Source organism: Pseudomonas sp. S3_E10, from assembly GCF_054667615.1.
Genome location: NZ_CP162743.1, coordinates 4,711,011 through 4,726,386, shown reverse-complemented (window position 1 = coordinate 4,726,386; position 15,376 = coordinate 4,711,011). Strand labels below are relative to the sequence as shown.

The window sequence follows — 15,376 nt, the reverse complement described above, 5'->3', positions numbered from 1 at the left end:
TACCGCGAATAAATTCAATAACGGCGGCAAAAATGGCACTCTTCCACCTTTTTTGAGCACCACCAGAGACCCCAACCGTGACCAACACCCGCGCCGATTGCTCCAACAGCCCCTGGTCGGTGTTCCTGATCTTCCTGCGCCTGGGCCTCACCTCGTTCGGCGGCCCCATCGCCCACCTCGGCTATTTTCGCGCCGAGTTCGTGACGCGGCGGCGCTGGCTCAGTGAGCACAGCTATGCCGACCTGGTCGCGCTGTGCCAATTCCTGCCCGGCCCCGCCAGCAGTCAGGTCGGCATCGCTCTGGGCCTGTCGCGGGCGGGTTATGGCGGTGCCGTGGCCGCCTGGGCCGGGTTCACCTTGCCATCCGCCGTGCTGCTGGTGCTGTTCGCCCTGGGCATTGCGCACCACAGCAGCGCCCTGCCGCCCGGCGTGCTGCACGGCCTTAAAGTGGTCGCTGTGGCCGTGGTCGCCCAAGCCGTGTGGGGCATGGCGCGCAATCTGTGCCAGGGCGCGGCCCGCCTCATGCTGATGCTGATCGCCGGTGGCGTGGCCTTGCTCGTGCCTTCCGCCTGGGGCCAAGTGGGCGTGATTGTCGTCACCGGCGTGATCGGCCTGCTGCTTTTAAAACCCACGCCGAACGCCGAACACGAAGCGCTGCCCATGCCCATCCGCCGTCGCACCGGCGCCCTGTGGCTACTGCTGTTTGCGCTGTTGCTGATGGCCTTGCCGCTGCTGGCGCAAAACCTGCCCAACCAAGGCCTGGCGCTGGTAGACGCCTTCTACCGCGCCGGTGCATTGGTGTTCGGCGGCGGCCACGTGGTGCTGCCGCTGCTGCAAGCCGAAGTGGTGCCGCCGCAGTGGATCAGCAACGACCTGTTCCTCGCCGGCTACGGCGCCGCCCAAGCCGTGCCCGGCCCTCTGTTCACGTTCGCGGCTTTCCTCGGCGCCGCCATGCAACCTGACCCGAACGGCTGGCTGGGCGGCCTGATCTGCCTGCTCGCCATCTTCGCCCCATCGTTCCTGCTGGTGTTCGGCGCCCTGCCTTTTTGGGAAACCCTGCGCCGCAGCCCACGCACCCAAGCCGCCCTGACCGGCGTGAATGCCGGCGTGGTGGGCCTGCTGTTGGCCGCGCTGTATCGCCCGGTGTGGACCAGCGCGATTTTCAGCGTCTACGACCTCGGTTTGGCCGTGCTCGCGCTGGTGGCGTTGATGGCCTGGAAGTTGCCGCCGTGGCTGGTGGTGGCGGCAAGCGCTGGGCTGGGATGGCTGCTCAGCCTCACTGCCGGATAAAAAAGCCGCTGGCACCACGGGATTAACCGGTGGGAGCTGTCGAGCCCCAGCGAGGCTGCGATGGGATCGCCTCAGTCTCCTTGCCTGGCCAAGGCACCTGCATCGCCCTCTCACTAAAGCCCTATTGCCCGGCCGACGGCTCCACAATCGTGAGCCAAGGCCACCGCGCCTGATAACTCCTGGCCTTCTCAGCAAACAGCGCCTGCTCCGGATGCAACGGGTTGATCCGCAACACCCCTTGCTCCACATCCGCCAGCCCATACGGGGCGTACACCTCACCGCTGGCGATATCCAACGCGATGCACGTCCCCGCCACCAGGTAACGATCCACCCCCTGCCGGGCCGATTGCAATTGTGGGTAAGGCCGACCGAAGCGCTGCCCATACCAAAGGTGCACCCGCGCCTGGTTCTTGACCTCCACATTCACGCCCAGGTCCTTGAACAAGCCGTCAGCCCGGCGAATCACCGCGTCCTCCGCCTCGTAGGACAGGTCCGTATCGAAGTAAAAGACGTCGTAGTCTTTCACCCCCTGATCGGCCGGCAGCTTCATCTGGTGATTCCACACCGCCTGGAACAGACAACCCGCCGTGAGCATGCACTGGTCCACACCGAGGTCGGGTAGACGCGCGGTGATTTCGGCGTTGATGGGGTTGGCCATGGCCAGCTCGAGGAAGGTGTCGACGGTCAATGTCATGGTGCGTCCTTGGTAAGCAGTCCTTGTCCAGGAGCCGACTGTACACGTTCTCACAAGCGAAAATCGAGCGACTCCAACTTGCTGCATTGCCTACGCGTGCGTCAGAATCCGCCGACTTGTGCACCTGGGTAGCCGTCTCTAAGGTGGCTCGGTCGCCGACATCTCGGGGATCGGGTTTAGTAGCCTGACGGTTTATCCAGACAAAAGTGCACAAGCGTTATCAACCAGACATTCCAGTCTGTACTTGATGGTGGCTGTGCGCAGGGCGCCTTCGGGCGCGCCGGCTTTCGTTTGGATTCCCCGGTCTACTAACCTGCGCACAGCTGCCACCCTTTTGTTTAGTAGCTAAAGGATGGCGGCCCTAGACGGGAATTCAAACATGTATAAGGCCGCACCAGATTCAGCCGCACTTTTCAGCGTCGCACCCAACGCCAGCAACGAAACCCTCATCACCAACAGCTACGAAACCTTCACCAGCGTCAGCACCCTGCTGCCCGACCTGTGCGAAGACCTCAACGGCAAACACCGCGACATCGCCCTGGCCATCCACCAACTGAGCGAACTGGGCGTACTCCTCACCGCCAGACTCCTCGACCGCGAAGCGCCCTGCCCCGGCTGATCATCAGCCCTTCAACTCACTCGCCCGATTGCTCGCCGCGTCGTCATAGGCCACATACAACGACTCGGCGATCTGGCTTTTGATGGCCTTGGTGGATTCAAGCCCCAACACAAAACCCTCGGCCTTGCCGCCTGCGCGGTTGAGCTCGTCATGGGTGGCAGCGCCGGTGATGGCGTCAAGCAGCTTAGTGGCGTGAGGGCCAACGCCTTTGGGGAGGGAGATTTGCTCGATGGACATTGCGATACCTTTAACAGTTGAGTCGGTAGCGCTTGGAACCACTGCCGGGGAAGGCATAGTAGACCGGTTTGCGATGAGAGGGGCTGCTTTCGGCCAAAAGTAGCCGCTCATGAGACCCGCAAACTATAGAGATGCTAACCTCGCCTGGGCCAAGCTGACTCAAACGGGCTGAGAAGTCCCGGGGACTGAAAATGGAAGAAACGCTCTCTTCGATATTTATGCGCACTAAAGGAAAGCCCATAACTTTCAATGGGACAACCGTCGTTGCGATTATGGAGATCGAGATCACGAAGCCCAGAACCGTCTTTTCAATTCGCCGATTGGGTGCTACGAACGGTCGAGTGCAAGGGTTAGCATTAAAGACGGTAAGTGGGCAGATCGTCGTGGACGGCTCCCGCGATGGCTATCCCGAGATAATTTTGTGGTCTGATTCCAGTCCTGATGCTGTAGAGATAGAAGTGTTTTCCAAAGTCGGAAGTACTTTAAAAATCTGGAACGTATGGAAAAGCACTTTTGGCATTAATGCATGGGTTGGCAATGCAGGAATTCACGTCTGCGAGTCCGATAGCAAGATGACATTGGAATGTAGCGACGGTGTTGGTGATGTGGACTTCTCCGATTATGTGGTTGTTTTAGACGAACGATAATAACGATAGTTATGTCCGCTCTGGGCCGAAAGCGGCCCGTCCTGACGGCGAATATCTGTCTGAACGCTTTCGGCTACTATGCCTTCTAGCCGCTGGGCGCCCTCCAAGCTTCGGGATATTGCATGAAAACTGTCGACGCAAACCGCTTGAAGATCTGGCAGGCACTTTCAGAGTTTTTTCTCGATACTGAAATCACCGACTCGACTTTTGACTACGTCGCTCGCGTGGTCCTGGAAACAGGCTATTCGCCCCAAGACATTCACAGCATCCTTTGGGGTGAAGTTTTCCCTGTGCTTGAAGGCAACCTCAAGTCCATTACAGGTGAATGGGCGGGATGGACAGATGAATGGCTGTTAGAGCATTTGTCGGTATGTGAGGTCTCTACGAACAAGCTGGGTGACAGCGGCATTATCAGAGAAATCAGAAGATGCTGGGGGCAAGTGGCAGCGCGGCTTCCGCCGGCATATGCCTGACTCAACTTCGTCAATGCTCCCAGTGGTTACGGGCTCCTATAGGCCAGACGAGCCCATTCGATCTACGAAATCCCCCTTTCAGTTAACGTCGATGCCGGGATAGAGATCCGCAGGTGGGTGGTAGTTGGGGTCTTCAAAGCGGCTATTGTTGTAATGCATTTTGGCAGTGGGCCCCTCGCCTATGTACGTAACCTCAGGATTGGGCGTCAGATGCCATCCGGTCCCGTCGTTATCGCGTTCGATCAGCGACGGATACAACGTACAAGTCCCCCCCGAACCGGATGTCAGCCTGAATTGATAATAGCGCCCGGCCTGTGGCGTGAATTGAGTTGTGACGTAGCACGAGCGGGTGCGCGAGCCCTTCCAGAACATACTCACATGCGTCTCGATGCCCGGTCTTATGGGTGTTTCATAGTAGTCGGAAGTCAAATTCTGCCCGGCCTTGGGCATGCCCACGTCTTGCGTGTGGGTAAATGGAAGAGGCCCCGTCCGGACGGAGCCTCCCGAACGCACGCCGTTCTCGTATTGATAAATATCGGCATGCTGAGTGAAGTTCACGACCCTGACCCAAGCGGGGTTCGGCTCGTTTTCAGGCGCTTTGAAGTAATGGAAATGAGGAAAATACTGACAGCCGGCAAATAGCGGCAGCGTCAGAAAACAAAGGGTACGGCGAATAGACATTGGAACCAGTCCTTTACGGGATTGTTGTACAGACCACAGAACTGGAGATGAATTTCACAGCTGGCGCACTCCAAGCAACGTTCAGCGGGCATCTGTTTGTTTCACCGGGGACGATGACAGGGTGTCGGCGAGCGCGGAAACCACCCCCTGGGATTGGCACCGAGGGTGACCGCATGGACGGAGGCTGTCATCTGGATGGGATGCGCTTAGAAGGCAGGCCCTGCATACGGTATTCTGCGCGACATCAACCTCGACCCCAGCCTACCGGCCCCTGAAGCGGTATTGAGCCCGGCGCCCATGGATCTCGACATGCTAATCGGCCACCGCTTCGAACATCTCGCCAACGGCGATCTGCATATCCATTCACGCAACCTCGTGCAAAGCGCATTTATGCTGCTGACCGGCGCAATCACCTTCATCCTGCCGGTGGCCTGCGTCGGGTTCTGGCTTACCGAATGGCAAGCGCAGCTGGCTGATCTGAATCCGTTGTCGACCCTCCTGTTAATACTCTCGCTGCTGCTGATGCCTGCCTTGGGCCTGTCCCTGATGGTGTACATGGGCTCGCGCGAGTCGTTGTTGTTGTCACGCGTCGGCGGCGAAGGCAAGCGCCGCACGCAGAACTTTTTCGGGCGCCGAGAGCGTGTGAAGTCGGTATTCAACATCGATAACCCGCGCGCCCTGGCACTGCGTCGTCGCGAGCAGGCCGAGCCCATCCACACCCAGTTGTGGCTGGTAATGCGTGATGGCGGCGAGCACCGGTTGACCACCGACAACATTCCGGTGGTGCCGGGCAGCAAACGCACCGACCTGTGGCTGCGCACACTGGCCGACTACCTCGACGTGGCAGTGCCTGGCGAGGTCGTCCTTGAATCGGCGGTCGCTAAACCGGCACCCTATCGGCCGGCGCCAACGCCGGCGAAGATCGCCAGGCAGCGCAAAACCAAAGGCCCCGTGCCGGCGGCTGAGTCGACCGAACAACTCGGCATCCCCGCGCGCGCCCTGCTCGCGCTGATAGGCACTTTCCTCGCAGTGCTGGAGCTGAATCAGATCGTCGCATTAGTGCCGGCGGTGATCAGCGGGCGACTGCGAATCAGCGGTTTTAGATCGGGATACACGACGTTCTACTGGGCCGAGCAGCCGGTCGCGTTTTCATTCAATGTATTTTTGGGTGTGGCCGAGGTTCTGGTGATCGGGTTTATCGCCTGGCAATGCCTGCGCACGGCGATTCTGGGGCGGATGAAAGCCAATCCTTGAACGTAGGATGTTGGCGCATCCGCAAGCTCAAAACCCCTTCCCCATAAACCAGATCCCTACACCTGGCCGCACCGCGTACGTACCGCAGGCGTCCGGCTTCGTTACGCCCAGGGGTATGAGATCGCCAAGATCCAGAACACCACCGCTAACCCCCAGCAGATGGGCCCCGCCGTGGAAAAATCCTGGATGCTGCCCGTCGACATCCCGCCAGCAACCCATCGCTGCCTGGTCCCAAAAACCCCGGCCATCGAAAAACTCGCACGCAACCGGAAGTTCTCTGCGACGCGCCCAAGACCTACAACGTAACCGTGGCCAAGGTGAAGGGCGAACAGGCGCTGAAACTGATCGACCCACGTTTCTCGATTATGCGCGGCATCAGCTTCAGCCAAGGGTTCTGACGCAAGCGTCGGCATGGGAGAGACGCATGAAAAAAATGCCCCTCCGATGCGCACACACTAGCCTTGCAGTGTTCGCAGTTTTTCTTCGAAGTAGCGGATTTGCGCCAAGTCATCGGGGTCGACCTGCCTGAGTATCTGAAGAGCCTTTGTATAGGCGGCGCGTGCCTTGGCGGTGTCGCCTTGAGCCTCGTAGACTCGCGCAAGGTTGAAGTGGCGCAAAATTATTTTGGGGTGATGCTCGCCAAACGTTGCCTGGTCACTGTTCAGCGCCATCGTCAGGAAGGCTTCCGCTTTATCGTACTGGCCCAGGCCGCGATAGGCGTCGCCGAGGTTGTTCCAGCGGATGGCGACCGTCGGATGGCGCGGACCATGCAGGGCCATGTCGATATCCAGCGCCTGTTGAAAAAGCGGCAGCGCCGCCTCGTACTTGCCCTGGAGGTTATAGGCATTGCCCAAGTTGTTCAGCGAGACGGCTACCGAAGCGTCGTTGTCGCCGAGCAGTCGCTTTCTCAACGCGATATTTTTGCGCAGGTTTTCGAAGGCCTCTTCATATCGGCCCAGTTTGCTCTGCGCGGTACCGATGTTGTTGTAGCTGTCGGCAATTATCAGGTCATCCGGGCCAAGTACCGCGAGGCGCATTTTCAAGGATGTTTCATAGTAGCCAAGGGCAATCTCGAAATTGCGTAGTCGCTCGTGAAGATAGCCGAGGTTGTTCCAGTAGGTCGCCTGTTGCGCGGTCGAGGCTTGGCCGTTCTGTTTAGCCGCCTCCAGTGCCTGGGTAACCAGGACGATGGCGGTACGGTCATCGCCCAGCACAGAGACTGCCAGCGCCTTGATATTCAACGCCTCGGAGTTGGCAGGGTCGGCTTCAAGCACGCGATCCGCTTCCTCAATCGTCGCCTGATACTGCCCTGCCGCGAAAAGGCTAACTGCTTTGTCGCTCACGGCCCCCAGGGCGGCCTCAGCGCCAAACATCAGAAAGAGCAATGAGAACGGCAATAGCGCTTTCAGCCAACGAATGCGCAGGGAGGTTCTTGGGTTTGAAATGCAGATCTGACTCATGGTTTTTTTCGATCCAACACACTCATTAAATTGAAGTAACGAAGCGGGCTTTGACGCGGAACGGGGGTGGGTTCGTTTACCCGCCCCCTTCCCAGACGCATGCTATTAAAAGACATCCATCGCTCTACAAAGCCCCGCCTTCTCAACAGCCTCATTTGCAGGTTCCCCCCTGCATTCAAACGCTGCAACGCGACCAGACACCGGCCACTGTCCAACAGGATCAATTCATAGTCCTGATGCGCCGTTGGGGTGAAACGAAAGGTCTGTTGGCAGCTATAGGAATAGCCGGCGCAAACGTGGCCTTCACTCCACGAGTGGTCACCGTAACAGCTGGCGCGTTGACGTGGCACGAATATCCAAAGCAGCCCGATTAAGTTTCCCAACGTCAGGTCGATACCCTGACTAACCCGCTCCCCCTCGCAGCCAGGAAGCTCACATGAACCTTAGAAACCTTAACGTAGCTCCACGAGCTTCCTTGTTTTTCGCGTCAATCATCGTATTGGTCTTTGTACTCGGCGCAGTCGCCGCAGTGCAGATGGGCAAACTGCGGGATGCAGAAAAAGATATTGAAACCAACTGGCTGCCAAGTATCAGGCAAACAGCATTAATGAACTCCGGCGTGATGCGGCTGAGGCTTGAAACTCAGCGCGCGCTCGCTGACCCTACAACCCTTCAGTCGACCGTTGCCTCCTTTGCAGGCTACCGCAAGGCCTTGGCGGATGCGGTAGCCCAGTATGAACCACTGATCGCGAGCAACGACGAGCGCACCCTGTATCTAGTGGTTAAAGCGTCCGCCGATGCATATGCCAAACAGCTGGACATTCTCGAACCTTTGATGGCGCGCGCTGACATACCTGCAGCGGTAAGCCAGGTGAGTACAGGCATCCGCCCGTTGACGAATCGGTTGGAGGGCGAGATCAAAGCCCTGACTGACTACAACAACAATGGCGCGACAGCCGCTGGGCAATACGCAACCGCCACTTACGCCGAAGGCATCTGGGTAATCAGTGGCCTTATTGCCGGTGTCGTAGTCCTGACTATCGCGCTGGCGACCCTTCTGACCAAGAGCATCACCACTCCGATAGGTACAGCCCTGTCCGTGGCCGAACGCATAGCCGGCAGTGATCTGTCCAAAGAAGTGCAGGTCAGCGGGAAGGATGAAGCCGCACGCCTGTTAAAAGCGCTGGCCCAGATGCAGGAAAACCTGCGCAAAACCATCATGCAGATCAGTGATTCATCCACGCAGCTGGCCTCGGCCGCAGAAGAAATGACGGCGGTCACGGAGGAATCCAGTCGAGGCCTTGTTTCACAAAATGATGAGGTCAACCAGGCGGCCACCGCCGTAACCGAAATGAGCGCGGCGGTTGACGAGGTGGCCCGCAATGCAGAGTCGGCCTCCGAAGAGTCGCGTCGCACCCAGGGGTTCACTGAGACCGGCCTGGAGCGCGTCTCTCAAACACTGAAGTCCATTCAAAAACTGAGCGGCAACGTTGAAACCACGAGCGACAAGATTCAGGTGCTGTCAGAGCGCGCTCAAAGCATTAACAAAGTCGTCGAAGTGATCAGGGCCATCGCCGAGCAGACCAACCTGCTGGCGCTGAACGCAGCCATTGAAGCCGCAAGGGCCGGTGAGCAAGGGCGCGGCTTTGCCGTGGTGGCGGACGAGGTCAGGGCGCTGGCGCACCGAACGCAGTCTTCCACGCAAGAGATCGAACAGATGATCTCCGCCATGCAGAGCGACTCAGCCGAAGCGGTGGAAGCCATGAGCAAAAGCAAAGAGCTGGCGACCCAATCCCTCGACGTCGCCCAGGAAGCCAGCACTTCACTGGACCAGATCGCCAAGGCCATTACGCAGATCAACGAGCGCAACACCTTGATAGCCACTGCGTCTGAAGAACAAGCTCATGTAGCGCGTGAAGTCGACCGTAATCTGGTCAGCATTCGAGAGCTGGCCGTGCAGAGTTCCGCGGGCGCCAGTCAAACCGCCAGCGCGTGCGGAGAAATGTCAAAGTTGGCGGTCGACCTTAACAGGATGGTGAGTCGCTTCGTCGTTTGAAACATCAGGCCCCACGCGTTCCGCCAGGGGTGTATTGAAGGCGGCGGCAATACCCGCTGCGCCACCGGCCGGGATCAGGTCTTCAGGGCGGACGATGCGTGCGTTAGGCAGATAGCGGTGAAAGAAATGCAGGCAGCACCGCAAAATCATAGCGGTGCTTGCGCCCCAGGGCTTGAGCCGCCCCATCTACCACCGGCATTTCACGCAATACGGGCAGAAACTGTGCTATCGATGCACTCCCCCAATCCCCGAAGGCTGTCCCGACCATGAGCCTCTCCGCCGATTTCACCCCATGGACCTCCCTGCTCGGCGGTGCCTTGATAGGTTTGTCCGCCGGCCTGTTCATGCTGCTCAACGGGCGCATTGCCGGTATCAGCGGTCTGCTCGGCAGCCTGCTGTCCAGGCGTAGCGATGGTCGGGGGGAGGCGCTGGTGTTCGTCGCGGGGTTGATCGCCTCGCCCCTGATCTGGTTACTCGGCGCGCCGTTGCCGCAGCCCTCGTTCCAGGTCGGTGGCGTGGCGCTGGTACTGGCGGGGGTGTTGGTGGGGATCGGTACGCGCTATGGCGCCGGCTGCACCAGCGGGCACGGGGTCTGCGGGCTTTCACGGTTGTCGGTGCGCTCGCTGGTGGCGGTGGGTTGTTTCATGGGCAGCGGCTTTGCCGGCGTCTACGTGCTACGTCATGTAGTGGGGGCTTGAGCATGCGCAAAATCACGGCTTTGATGGCGGGCTTGATCTTCGGGCTGGGGCTGTACCTCAGCGGGATGACAAACCCGGCCAAGGTGCTGGGTTTTCTCGACCTCGCTGGCGACTGGGACCCTTCGTTGGCCTTGGTCATGCTCGGGGCGCTGATGGTGAGCAGCGTGTTTTTCTTCTTCGCCAGGCGGCGTGACACCGCATTGCTCGGCGCGCCGATGCAGATGCCGACACGGCGCAACATCGACCGCCGGCTGGTGCTGGGCAGCATCGTGTTCGGTATCGGCTGGGCGATTGCCGGGCTCTGTCCCGGACCGGCCGTGGCCTTGCTGCTGACGGGGCGATGGCAGGCGGTGCTGTTCAGCGTGGCCATGCTGGCGGGCATGCTGGTGTTCGCGGGCCTCGAATCACGCAAGCAGCGCTGAACATTGCGGCTGGCGTCAGCCCCTCAATCCGCGGCCTGTTGGAAGGCATAGCCGCTCACCGCCAGCAACACACCGGAGATGGCGTAAGTAAAGCTGATCATCACGCGGCGGCCGATCACGTCAAACAAGCGCCCCAGCAAGACTACCGCTGCGGTGTCGCGTTGGAGCACGTGTTGCTGGGTCATGGCCACGTCCGTCATGTGCAAGTCACTCCCCGTTATGAGTAAGCGCCTGAAACGGGAGTTCAAATTCAATGGCGTCGCTTATGCGCTGAACGAAGCAAGCCCCGGCGTAGTCGGAACAGCAGGCCACCGGCAAGGAACCCGCTCATGCCCTTACGCTTCGCCACCCTGGCAACCCTTTTCAGCCTGGCTGCCACGGCCAGCGCTGCCCAACCACCGCTGCGCCTGGAAAACCTGCAACGCTGCGGCGACGTGTTGGAAAACCGCCAGCAGGACTGGTGCCTGACCGTTCGCGGCCTGAACGATGCCCCGCCACAGCTGAAACTGGCGGGCAAGGCCCTGCCGGCGGATGCGGTACAACGCGACGGCAACCACGTGCACCTGCACCTGGACAGCGCCCGCTATCAGAGCGGCCCGCTGTGGCTGGAAGACGGCCCGCGCGTCAGCAATGCCGCCTGGCTGAGCGTGCGCAACAGCCAGGTGGTAGCGGCCGGCCCCAGCGAAGTGGCGAAGAACATGGACGGCCTGACCACCTATGTGAACCTGGTCAGCGTGCTGATCGAAGAAGACCAGAACGGCCGCCAGGAAGCCGAGCGCCTGGCGCGCAAATATGGAGCGACGGTGGTCGGCAGCATCGCGCCGTTGAATGTCTTCCAGTTGCGCCTGCCGGCCACGGACCTGATGCAACGGGATGCGCTGGTGCTGCGCCTGGGCAGCGAGACCGGCGTGGATGCCGTGGTGATCGAAGAGTCCGCCGCCGAAGAAACCGAGCACGCCGCCACGCGCCGTGAAGCGCCGAAAAAACCGCCCGCCGACTCCGATGAATGGGCCGCCAACCGCTTTCTCGACGCGGTGGCCTACTATCAGCGGCGCATCCCGGGGCAGCACTCGCCGATCCTGCCAAAACCGGTGCGCGTAGGCGTGATCGAGCGCGGCGTGGACTTCGACACGGCGGATTTCGCCGACTACCTGGGTGCCTGCGCGCCCAGTCGAACCTGCGTGTACGCACGCGACACCGACGGTGCAAACGGCCACGGCACCACCGTCGCCGGCATCCTTGCGGCGCGTTGGCACAACGGCGGCAACAGCGGTTTTTTGCGTGGCCTGGACAAGGCCAGCGGTGGTTTCGACGTGATCGTCGAGCGTAATTCCGATGCCGGCATCACGGCCAACATCGCGGCATCGGTCAACCTCGTGGAAGACGGCGTACGCGTGCTCAACTGGAGTTGGGGCATCCATCGCGTCGGCACCCGGGACGTCAACGGCCAGGACGTCGACTCACTGGTGCGCTCGGGCATTGCCATGAGCGGCTACGAAGAATTGCTGGAAGAATTTTTCCTATGGCTGCGCAAGGAACATCCCGACGTGATCGTGGTGAATTCCGCCGGTAACGGCTCGGCGTTCTCCGGCACGGATGACTACCGCCTGCCCTCCTCGTTTATCACCGAGCAACTGTTGGTGGTGGGCGGCCACCAGCGCGGCGAGCAGGCCGGCCTCGCCGTGGATGACCCGGCCTATGCGGTCACGCGCAGTTCCTCGAACGTCGACATGCGCGTCGATATCACCGCCGCCGCCTGCGCCCATGCATCCACGGCCGACGCCGGCGAGGAAGGCGCCGTGCATTGCGGCACCTCCTATGCAACCCCGATGGTCGCGGGCCTGCTGGCGGCCATGCTGTCGATCAACCCGCAACTGCAACCCGAGCAATTGCGCACACTCTTGCGCCGCAGCTCGATGGCGATTGGCGACAACCATGACTTTGAACGCAGCGACGCCCAGGACCTTACCGCGCCGATCCTGCCGTCGGAGCGTAGCTATCAGCTCAATGACAAGGACGTGGGGCGTTCCGCGCGGCTGGACATGCAAAAGGCACTGGACCTGGCCGTACAGAGCAGGACGCGGGTGCGTTGAACCTGAGGGCGACGGTTCTGCGTTATCAGTGGGGCTGAAAACCAGCCCCCCTGCCGAGCGTCAGCGCCGTTGAATCTGCACACTCGCAAAGGTCGGCTCATCGCGCGCCTGTTCCAGCGTGTTCTTCGGCTTTGCCGACGAGCGCGGATGCACCACCGGCCGGCTCGCCTGCGGGGGTTGCAGGCGCATGTCGCAGCGTTCGTCGCTGGGCGCTACGCCGAAGAAATCCCGATAGCACTTGGAAAAATGCGGCGTGGACACGAAGCCGCAGATCACCGCCAGTTCCACAATCGAAATAGGCGTTTGCATCAGTAACTGACGCGCACGCGTGAGGCGCAGCTTGAGGTAATAACGTGACGGCGTGCAGTACAGGTAACGCTGGAACATGCGCTCCAGTTGGCGCCGGGATACCTGCACATAAGCCGCCAGGTCATCAAGATCGAGGGGTTCTTCCAGGTTGGCTTCCATCAAGGCCGCCACTTCCTGCAGTTTGGGCTGTTGCGTGCCAAGCAGGTGCTTAAGTGGCACGCGCTGGTGGTCGCGTTCGTTGCGGATGCGCTCGTACACGAACATCTGCGATATCGCCGCCGACAGCTCATGCCCGTGATCGCGGCCAATCAGGTGCAGCATCATGTCCAGCGGCGCGGTGCCGCCGGAGCTGGTGAAGCGGTTGCCGTCGAGGGTGAACACACTGGAGCTGACAGTGACCCGCGCAAAGGCTTCCTGCATCGACGCCATCAGCTCCCAATGCACGCTGCATTGGAAGCCATCGAGCAAGCCTGCCATGGCCAGTGCCCAACTGCCGGTACACACCGCGCCGAGGCGCTTGCAATGCACGCGGGCCTGGTTGCGCAGCCAGGCGATGTGCTCAGGCTTCACCGCCGTGCGAATACCCACGCCACCGCACACGATCACAGCGTCGAAGCTGTGCGGGTCCTGCGTCGAGGCATCCGGCGTGACCGGCACGCCATCGCTCGCCCACACCGGCTGGCCGTTGAAGCTGAGGGTTTGCCAGCGGTAGAGCTCTTCGCCGGCCAGTTGGTTGGCCATGCGCAGCGGCTCGACCGCCGAGGCCAGTGAAATCAGGGTGAACTGGTCCAGCAGCAAAAAGCCGATGTTCTGGCAAGCAGGCGCGTGAGGCGTCATGACCGGTACCCCCCAACGGCTGATCAGGATTGCCCCAGCGAAACCGGTTCGGCCGTCGGGCCGTGCGGACGCGCCGTGAGCAGGCCGATCAAGGAGATGACCAGCGCCAGGCCAATGGTCGACGACACTTCGGTACGGTGCTCCGGCGTGACCATCATCACCCCCAGCGCCAGGCAGATGAACACGATCACCAGGTAGGTCAGCCAGGGAAACAGCCACATGCGAAAGCTCAACTCGACGTTCTGTCGACGCAGCAACCGGCGCATGCGCAGTTGGGAGATGGCAATCACCAAATACACCAGCAGCGCGATGGCGCCGGAACTGGCCAGCAGAAACTGGAACAACCCGGCCGGCATGAAGTAACTGAGCAATGTCACGCCCGCGCCGATGATGGTGCTGGCAACCACCGCGGCCCTGGGCACGCCTGCCGTCGAGGTGCGTTTGAGCGCTTGCGGTGCGTCGCCACGTTTGCCTAGGGAAAACAACATGCGCGAAGAGATGTAGATCGAGGAGTTCATGCAGCTGGCCACGGCGATCAACACCACGAGGTCAACCATGAATTTGGCATGGGGGATGTTCATCAACTCCAGCGCGCGTTGATAAGAACCGACCGACGCCAGCAGCGGGTCATTCCACGGCACCACCGAAATGACGATGGAAATCGACAACAGGTAAAAAATGCCGATGCGCCAGATCACCGAACGGGTGGCCTTGGCGATGTTCTGCGCCGGGTTACTCGACTCGGCCGCCGCGATAGTCACGGCTTCGGTGCCGATGAAACTGAACATAATGGTGATAAACGCGCCCACCACCGCCGACAGGCCGTTGGGTGCGAAACCGCCGTGTTCCTGCATCAACCGGCTGAGGCCGCTGGCCTCGCGGTCGGGAACCCAGCCCATCAACACGCTGAAACCCAGGCCGATGAACCCCATGATCGCGAGCACCTTGGCCATCGCGAACCAGAACTCGAACTCACCGTACTTGGCCACGCTGAACAGGTTGGTGATGACCAGCAGGATGATCGACAGCAAGGCGAACAGCCACGCGTCCACCTGCGCGAACCACTGGTTGAGCACATGCCCGGCCGCCAGCGCCTCGATCGGGATGACCAGCACCCAGAACCACCAATACAGCCAACCGATGGTGAACCCCGCCCAAGGGCCGATGGCCTGGTCGGCGTAGGTGGAAAACGAGCCCGTGTCCGGCCGCGCCACGGCCATTTCACCGAGCATGCGCATCACCAGCACCACCAGCAGCCCCGAGGCCAGATAGGCCAGCAACACCGCCGGCCCGGCGGCCGCAATGGCATGCCCGGAACCGACAAACAACCCGGCACCGATGATGCCGGCGATGGACAGCATGGTCACGTGGCGCGGCTTGAAGCCTTGCGCCAACTGGCCGTTGGAGTCCGTGGAGTTCAGGCTATTCATTGTTCTTGTTGTGCTCTGCGACCGAATTCGCACCACCTTAAGGGGGCTCGGCAAGGCCAAAGTAGCCTGGTTGCGCCATTGTCATGCTCGATGTCGACACGCAGGCAAACCGTGGGCGTCAGCGGCAGTCGACCCAATCACAACGCAGTTCCAAATGTGGGGCTTGCTCCCGATTGC

At 60.7% G+C, this 15,376-nt stretch carries 16 protein-coding genes and 1 pseudogene; 9 read left to right on the top strand and 8 right to left on the bottom strand.

The window, feature by feature from the left end; genetic code table 11:
* Positions 1 to 77 precede the first annotated feature (77 nt).
* Positions 78 to 1,289 (top strand): chromate efflux transporter, encoded by a 1,212-nt coding sequence (gene chrA, locus AB4N98_RS21650; protein WP_460148908.1) that lies wholly within the window; start codon positions 78 to 80, stop codon positions 1,287 to 1,289.
* Positions 1,290 to 1,410: 121 nt separating this feature from the next.
* On the opposite strand, the gene AB4N98_RS21645 is transcribed toward chrA, so the two are convergent.
* Positions 1,411 to 1,983, bottom strand: a complete 573-nt coding sequence (locus AB4N98_RS21645; RefSeq protein ID WP_135196135.1) for a nucleotidyltransferase family protein — start codon at positions 1,981 to 1,983, stop codon at positions 1,411 to 1,413.
* Between the two features lie 379 nt (positions 1,984 to 2,362).
* On the opposite strand from AB4N98_RS21645, the gene AB4N98_RS21640 reads away from it, so the two are divergent.
* A complete protein-coding gene (locus AB4N98_RS21640) occupies positions 2,363 to 2,602 on the top strand; it encodes a DUF6124 family protein (protein WP_460148907.1) in 240 nt (79 codons plus the stop codon).
* Positions 2,603 to 2,605: 3 nt separating this feature from the next.
* Here AB4N98_RS21640 and AB4N98_RS21635 read toward each other — a convergent pair whose 3' ends face one another.
* On the bottom strand, positions 2,606 to 2,839 hold the full coding sequence (locus AB4N98_RS21635) for a hypothetical protein (RefSeq protein WP_068935561.1): 234 nt from the start codon (positions 2,837 to 2,839) through the stop codon (positions 2,606 to 2,608).
* A 191-nt stretch (positions 2,840 to 3,030) separates the two neighbouring features.
* Between AB4N98_RS21635 and AB4N98_RS21630 the strand changes: the two genes are divergently transcribed.
* Complete coding sequence (locus tag AB4N98_RS21630; protein ID WP_068935563.1) at positions 3,031 to 3,486, top strand: hypothetical protein; 456 nt, start codon at positions 3,031 to 3,033, stop codon at positions 3,484 to 3,486.
* Positions 3,487 to 3,608: 122 nt separating this feature from the next.
* Positions 3,609 to 3,959, top strand: coding sequence for a DUF7079 family protein (locus AB4N98_RS21625; protein ID WP_017527804.1), 351 nt, complete (start codon positions 3,609 to 3,611; stop codon positions 3,957 to 3,959).
* Positions 3,960 to 4,037: 78 nt separating this feature from the next.
* On the opposite strand, the gene AB4N98_RS21620 is transcribed toward AB4N98_RS21625, so the two are convergent.
* Positions 4,038 to 4,640: a hypothetical protein gene (locus AB4N98_RS21620; RefSeq protein ID WP_460148906.1), complete on the bottom strand. Its 603-nt coding sequence runs from the start codon at positions 4,638 to 4,640 to the stop codon at positions 4,038 to 4,040.
* A gap of 297 nt (positions 4,641 to 4,937) precedes the next feature.
* Here AB4N98_RS21620 and AB4N98_RS21615 point away from each other — a divergent pair, with 297 nt between their 5' ends.
* Positions 4,938 to 5,894 (top strand): hypothetical protein, encoded by a 957-nt coding sequence (locus AB4N98_RS21615; protein WP_460148905.1) that lies wholly within the window; start codon positions 4,938 to 4,940, stop codon positions 5,892 to 5,894.
* 455 nt (positions 5,895 to 6,349) lie between these two features.
* Here AB4N98_RS21615 and AB4N98_RS21610 read toward each other — a convergent pair whose 3' ends face one another.
* Positions 6,350 to 7,354 carry a tetratricopeptide repeat protein gene (locus AB4N98_RS21610; RefSeq protein WP_368949255.1) on the bottom strand — a complete coding sequence of 335 codons (1,005 nt, stop codon included), beginning with the start codon at positions 7,352 to 7,354 and terminating at the stop codon, positions 6,350 to 6,352.
* A 499-nt stretch (positions 7,355 to 7,853) separates the two neighbouring features.
* On the opposite strand from AB4N98_RS21610, the gene AB4N98_RS21605 reads away from it, so the two are divergent.
* Positions 7,854 to 9,410 carry a methyl-accepting chemotaxis protein gene (locus AB4N98_RS21605; RefSeq protein ID WP_460149549.1) on the top strand — a complete coding sequence of 519 codons (1,557 nt, stop codon included), beginning with the start codon at positions 7,854 to 7,856 and terminating at the stop codon, positions 9,408 to 9,410.
* A gap of 21 nt (positions 9,411 to 9,431) precedes the next feature.
* Here the strand turns inward: AB4N98_RS21605 and AB4N98_RS21600 are convergent.
* Positions 9,432 to 9,542: pseudogene (locus tag AB4N98_RS21600) on the bottom strand (chloride channel protein); the annotation flags it as partial.
* A gap of 134 nt (positions 9,543 to 9,676) precedes the next feature.
* Between AB4N98_RS21600 and AB4N98_RS21595 the strand changes: the two are divergent.
* Both AB4N98_RS21595 and AB4N98_RS21590 read left to right on the top strand, forming a co-directional pair.
* Positions 9,677 to 10,108, top strand: coding sequence for a YeeE/YedE family protein (locus tag AB4N98_RS21595; protein ID WP_017527798.1), 432 nt, complete (start codon positions 9,677 to 9,679; stop codon positions 10,106 to 10,108).
* Positions 10,109 to 10,110: 2 nt separating this feature from the next.
* Entirely contained in the window at positions 10,111 to 10,530 is a 420-nt protein-coding gene (locus AB4N98_RS21590) for a DUF6691 family protein (RefSeq protein WP_017527797.1), read from the top strand.
* Between the two features lie 23 nt (positions 10,531 to 10,553).
* Here the strand turns inward: AB4N98_RS21590 and AB4N98_RS21585 are convergent, their stop codons facing one another.
* Positions 10,554 to 10,730 (bottom strand): hypothetical protein, encoded by a 177-nt coding sequence (locus tag AB4N98_RS21585; protein ID WP_017527796.1) that lies wholly within the window; start codon positions 10,728 to 10,730, stop codon positions 10,554 to 10,556.
* 129 nt (positions 10,731 to 10,859) lie between these two features.
* Here AB4N98_RS21585 and AB4N98_RS21580 point away from each other — a divergent pair, with 129 nt between their 5' ends.
* Positions 10,860 to 12,623: a S8/S53 family peptidase gene (locus AB4N98_RS21580; protein WP_460148904.1), complete on the top strand. Its 1,764-nt coding sequence runs from the start codon at positions 10,860 to 10,862 to the stop codon at positions 12,621 to 12,623.
* A 60-nt stretch (positions 12,624 to 12,683) separates the two neighbouring features.
* Here the strand turns inward: AB4N98_RS21580 and gbdR are convergent, their stop codons facing one another.
* Positions 12,684 to 13,769 (bottom strand): choline metabolism transcriptional regulator GbdR, encoded by a 1,086-nt coding sequence (gene gbdR / locus AB4N98_RS21575; protein WP_460148903.1) that lies wholly within the window; start codon positions 13,767 to 13,769, stop codon positions 12,684 to 12,686.
* A gap of 23 nt (positions 13,770 to 13,792) precedes the next feature.
* Entirely contained in the window at positions 13,793 to 15,199 is a 1,407-nt protein-coding gene (locus AB4N98_RS21570; RefSeq protein WP_065877689.1) for an amino acid permease, read from the bottom strand.
* Positions 15,200 to 15,376 lie beyond the last annotated feature (177 nt).

Bases quoted from the DNA above. Each gene is read 5' to 3' on its own strand.
- AB4N98_RS21620 (WP_460148906.1), bottom strand. From the start codon at position 4,640: ATGTCTATTCGCCGTACCCTTTGTTTTCTGACGCTGCCGCTATTTGCC.
- AB4N98_RS21590 (WP_017527797.1), top strand. From the start codon at position 10,111: ATGCGCAAAATCACGGCTTTGATGGCGGGCTTGATCTTCGGGCTGGGG.
- AB4N98_RS21645 (WP_135196135.1), bottom strand. From the start codon at position 1,983: ATGACATTGACCGTCGACACCTTCCTCGAGCTGGCCATGGCCAACCCC.
- AB4N98_RS21570 (WP_065877689.1), bottom strand. From the start codon at position 15,199: ATGAATAGCCTGAACTCCACGGACTCCAACGGCCAGTTGGCGCAAGGC.
- AB4N98_RS21595 (WP_017527798.1), top strand. From the start codon at position 9,677: ATGAGCCTCTCCGCCGATTTCACCCCATGGACCTCCCTGCTCGGCGGT.
- AB4N98_RS21615 (WP_460148905.1), top strand. From the start codon at position 4,938: ATGGATCTCGACATGCTAATCGGCCACCGCTTCGAACATCTCGCCAAC.
- AB4N98_RS21635 (WP_068935561.1), bottom strand. From the start codon at position 2,839: ATGTCCATCGAGCAAATCTCCCTCCCCAAAGGCGTTGGCCCTCACGCC.
- AB4N98_RS21585 (WP_017527796.1), bottom strand. From the start codon at position 10,730: ATGACGGACGTGGCCATGACCCAGCAACACGTGCTCCAACGCGACACC.
- AB4N98_RS21630 (WP_068935563.1), top strand. From the start codon at position 3,031: ATGGAAGAAACGCTCTCTTCGATATTTATGCGCACTAAAGGAAAGCCC.
- AB4N98_RS21610 (WP_368949255.1), bottom strand. From the start codon at position 7,354: ATGAGTCAGATCTGCATTTCAAACCCAAGAACCTCCCTGCGCATTCGT.
- AB4N98_RS21580 (WP_460148904.1), top strand. From the start codon at position 10,860: ATGCCCTTACGCTTCGCCACCCTGGCAACCCTTTTCAGCCTGGCTGCC.
- AB4N98_RS21625 (WP_017527804.1), top strand. From the start codon at position 3,609: ATGAAAACTGTCGACGCAAACCGCTTGAAGATCTGGCAGGCACTTTCA.
- AB4N98_RS21640 (WP_460148907.1), top strand. From the start codon at position 2,363: ATGTATAAGGCCGCACCAGATTCAGCCGCACTTTTCAGCGTCGCACCC.
- gbdR (WP_460148903.1), bottom strand. From the start codon at position 13,769: ATGACGCCTCACGCGCCTGCTTGCCAGAACATCGGCTTTTTGCTGCTG.